Source organism: Streptomyces sp. WAC04114 (assembly GCF_019733245.1).
Lineage (GTDB): Bacteria > Actinomycetota > Actinomycetes > Streptomycetales > Streptomycetaceae > Streptomyces > Streptomyces massasporeus_A.
Map to the genome: position 1 here is coordinate 1 of NZ_JAIGQA010000320.1, position 4,062 is coordinate 4,062.

At 71.7% G+C, this 4,062-nt stretch carries 3 protein-coding genes and 1 pseudogene; 1 reads left to right on the forward strand and 3 read right to left on the reverse strand.

Annotated features, from left to right (window positions below; translation table 11 throughout):
* The 3 genes and pseudogenes from K4G64_RS38635 to K4G64_RS38645 form a co-directional block, all read right to left on the reverse strand.
* Positions 1-260: pseudogene (locus tag K4G64_RS38635) on the reverse strand (phosphatase); the annotation flags it as partial.
* 330 nt (positions 261-590) lie between these two features.
* Positions 591-1,685 (reverse strand): chemotaxis protein, encoded by a 1,095-nt coding sequence (locus K4G64_RS38640; RefSeq protein WP_221760522.1) that lies wholly within the window; start codon positions 1,683-1,685, stop codon positions 591-593.
* Between the two features lie 50 nt (positions 1,686-1,735).
* Positions 1,736-3,307: an alpha/beta hydrolase gene (locus K4G64_RS38645; RefSeq protein ID WP_221760523.1), complete on the reverse strand. Its 1,572-nt coding sequence runs from the start codon at positions 3,305-3,307 to the stop codon at positions 1,736-1,738.
* Positions 3,308-3,587: 280 nt separating this feature from the next.
* Between K4G64_RS38645 and K4G64_RS38650 the strand changes: the two genes are divergently transcribed.
* On the forward strand, positions 3,588-4,062 hold a 475-nt coding region (locus K4G64_RS38650), incomplete at its 3' end, for a chaplin (protein ID WP_308122608.1).

Consider the following 4,062-nt stretch of genomic DNA (forward strand, 5'->3'; position numbering starts at 1 on the left):
GGTTCGGGGGCCGCCGTGGGCAGGGGGCCGTCCCGCAGCTGGGCGAGGTGCTCGTCGAGGTCGCTGAGCTGGTGCAGGGCGAGGTCGTACAGGGCGCGCTGCCAGCGTTCGCGCGGGTGGTCCGATCCCTCTCCCGCGGCGTCACGACGCACCGCGTCCACGTCGCCCTTGAGCCGCCGCGTCTGCGATATGAGCGCGTCGACCGAGCCCCGTCCGGGCGGCTGGGCGGCTGGACGGTCCGCGGAGAGGTGGGACGGCATGACGCACTCCGATGCGGGGACGGTACGACCAAGGCGGACGGAGGGACCGTTATGACTGTTGCACAGCCCGCGACGCCCTGTAAGGGATTCGGCGACACACGATACGGTGGTGCTTCCGGCATATGCCACCGTCTCGCCGGAGTTACTCCGAGGTAGGTGCGGAGGCCGCCACCCGGAGATCCAAGTCGTAGATTACACAGGCAATTTGACGATCCGTCGGGGCGGTGATGCGGGTTGCTTTGGGTGTTCGACGACCCCGTGTTCGAGCCCCGTTGCGCAGGAGGCTCCGGGGCCGTCGTGTGCCACCCGGGAGACCGGCCGGTACTCCGCTCAGTAACGCAGCACCCCGGCCATGCCGTCCGCCTCCCCGAGGGCGCCGTCCGGTACGAAGCGGACGTCGGCGCCGGTCTCCAGGCACTGCTCGACGATCTCGTCCACGATGTCCTCGCGGGAGTCGAGGTCGCCGCTCTCGGCGAGGATCAGATGGTCCCCGGCGTCGCGGACCGTCACGCGGTAGTTCTCCTCGACGGCCAGCAGCCGGACGCGGCCGTCCCGGGCGCTCTGCCACAGCTCGTCGACGCCGGCGGCGAACTCCCGCCGCCCGCGGGCCGTTTCGAGGGCGCGGGTCACGGCGTCCGTGCTTCTGCGGGCCTCCGCCTCGACCACCGGGCGCACGGCCTGCCACACGGCCTCGGGGGTTCCGTGCGCGAGCCCGCCGTGCGGGATGTGCACGGCGCTGCGGGCGGTGTTGCCGACCTCGTCCAGCAGGGAGAGGGCGGCCGGTTCGCCGGTGACGTACAGCTGTCTGGGGTGGACGCGCAGTACGGCGATCATCGCGGTGTCGGCCTCACGGAGGAACTGGCGGGTGCCCTCCTCACGGAACGCGCTCGGGGTGTCGCCGATCCGCTGTTGCCGCTCCGGGTCGAAGTTCGCCACGCGCCGGGTCAGCGGGAAGCCGCCGAAGCGGGCCTCGGTGACGCGGTCGACACCGCCGTTCCACAGGGTGGCGCGGTCCGCGGCGAGCGACAGGACCCAGATGGGGCGCCCGGCCGTCTGTGCGGACACCAGGTTGCGGGTGAGGAAGGTGTCCGAGAGCACCACGCGTTCGGGTACGGATCTGGCCAATGACCACACCTGGTGCTCGCCGGGGGCGGCGAAGATCGCCAAACCGTCCTCGGCGTGGGTCAGGTCGACCTCGGACAGGGCCCGGTCGAGGTGTCCGGCGACCTCGGTGCGTCGCTCGCGGGTGACGGCCGGATCGGCCTCCAGTTGCCTCTTCGCCTCGGCCACCATCTTGCGCAGCCGGACCTGGTCCTGGGCGTTGTAGGGATCGCGCCGGTGCGTCGGCGTCAGCACGGAGACCGCGGGGTAGGGGCGCGGGCGCCGCAGCTCGGCAAGGGTCGCGGGACTCAGAACGCTCTCCATGACAGAACGATAGAGCGAATTCGCGAATGGGGCATTTGGGGGAATCGATCTCACTCGTCGTCGCGGTCGGAGCCGCAGGAACTGCCGTCCGGCGGGAGGGTTCCGTACAGCAGGAAGGCGTCGACCTTGCTGTGCACGCACTTGGACGAGCCGTAGCCGGTGTGGCCCTCGCCCCGGTTGTCGAGCACCACGGCCGACGAGCCGAGCCGCTTGGCGGTCTCCAGCGTCCAGCGGTACGGCGTGGCCGGGTCGCCCCGGGTGCCGACGAGCAGCATCCGCGGCGTGTCGACGTCCTTGACGTCGTCGCGGATGTAGTCGGTGCCCTTGGGGCGGCCGTAGCACATCAGCACCTGGGTGAGCCGGTAGCGGCCGAAGACCGGCGACGCCTGCTCGTAGCGGGCGCGCAGCCGGCCGAGGTCCTCAGTGACCTGCGCGGCTGCGGGGCGGTCGGGATCGTCCGCGCAGTTGACCGCCATCAGCGCCGCCGGCAGGTTGTCGAGGGGCACGTCGGCCGGGTCGGTGAGTCCGGCGTGCGGGCCGCGCCGCGACGGGAGGGTGAAGCCCCCGGACAGGAACGTCTCCAGGCCGCGGGTGTCGCCGTCCTCGAGCAGTTGGGCGATGGCACGCTGCAGCGAGGGCCACAGCTCCCTGCTGTAGAGGCCCTGCCCGAGGGCGCCCGCGAAGTCCTGGCCGGTGAACGCCTCGCCGAAGTCGGTCGGCAGCGGGTCCTTGTCGAGCGACTCGACCACCTCCACGACGTGTTCCCGCGCTTCTCGCGGATTCCGTCCGAACGGGCAGGCGATGTCCTCGGTGCACCAGGTCAGGAAGTTCTCCAGGGCGGTCTGCTGCCCCTGGGCGCTCACCACGCCCTGGTCGGCCAGCGGCTCGGTCAGCGTGTCGACGCCGTCCAGCACCATCCTGCCGACGTTCTCGGGGTACTGGGCCGCGTACACCGCGCCGAGCCGGCTCCCGTAGGAGAAGCCCAGGTAGTTGAGCTTGTCGTCACCGAGCGCGTCCCGCATGACGTCCAGGTCGCGGGCGGCGTTGACCGTGCCGATGTGGGGCAGGACCGGGCCCGAGTGCTCGGAGCACTCGGTGGCTGCCGCCCGCAGCTCTTCGAGCACGGCCTCGGGGTCGGTCGCATCCGCGTTGCCGTCGGTCGCGTCCAGGGCCCCTTCCGAGGCGTTTCCGCAGCTGACGGGCGAGCTGCGGCCGACGCCGCGGGGGTCGAAGGAGACGACGTCGTAGCCGTTTGTCAGGCCCATGAAGTCCTTGCCGCCCATGCCGAGTTGGAGCACGCCCTGGCCGCCCGGGCCGCCGAAGTTCAGCAGCAGCGAGCCCCGGGACTTGCCGGTGGCCCGGTAGCGGGCGACGGCGAGGTCGAGGGTGCCCTTGCCCGGCTTGGCGTAGTCGAGCGGGACGGTGACTTTCCCGCACTGGAGGTCCTTGGGCATGTCCATGCCCGGGCATCTCGACCAGGTGACCTTCTGGTCGTAGAAGCGGGCGAGGCCGGGTGGCGGGTCGTCGGCGGCCGGCAGTGCCGTGCCCAGCAGGGCCAGCCCGGCCGTGCCGGTGACCGCGCAGCGCCGTATCGAGGGGCGCGTGGACAGCTTGGCCAGCATCGGTGCCTCCAGGTACGCGGGGCGCCCCGCAGCGGACCGGGATCGGCGCCCTCGCTCACCATAAGCGGGCCCACCGAGCCCCGCCTCCGGGCGGGCGTGGCTCCCGGGGCCCGCATACGAAGGGCTTTACCGCTAGTTCGACAACCGGGCCGCTCGATGGGGTGAAAGGCGGATAAGCCATAACTCGCACCGGATCCCGCGCGTTCTCTCGGGTGCGGGTGAGTGCCCGCGACGATGTCTGGAAGGCAGGGGTCCCATGAGACGGGTTACCCGAAACGGAATGATCGCCGTCGCCGCCGCCTCGGGCGCGATGGCCGTGACCGTCCCCGCGTACGCCGCTTCCGGTGCGGACGGCGCGACGGCCGGTTCGCCCGGGGTGGTCTCCGGCAACACCGTCCAGCTGCCGGTGCACGCTCCGGTGTACGTGTGCGGCAACACCGTGAACGTGGTGGGGCTACTGAACCCCGCCGCCGGCAACCGCTGCGCGAACAAGGACGACGCGCGGGGCGCACGGCCGGACCGGTCCGGCCGTGCGGTCGCCGAGAGCGGCGGAAAGGATTCACCGGGCGTGGTCTCCGGCAACGGCGTACAGCTGCCGGTCGACCTCCCGGTCAACGTCACGGGCAACTCGGTGAACGTGGTCGGCATCGGCAACGCGTCCACCGGCAACGCGTCCTCGAACACGCCCGGTGACCAGCGCCCCGTGCGCCCCCAGCACCCGCCGAAGCCGGTCCCGAAGCCGACCACGTTCACCG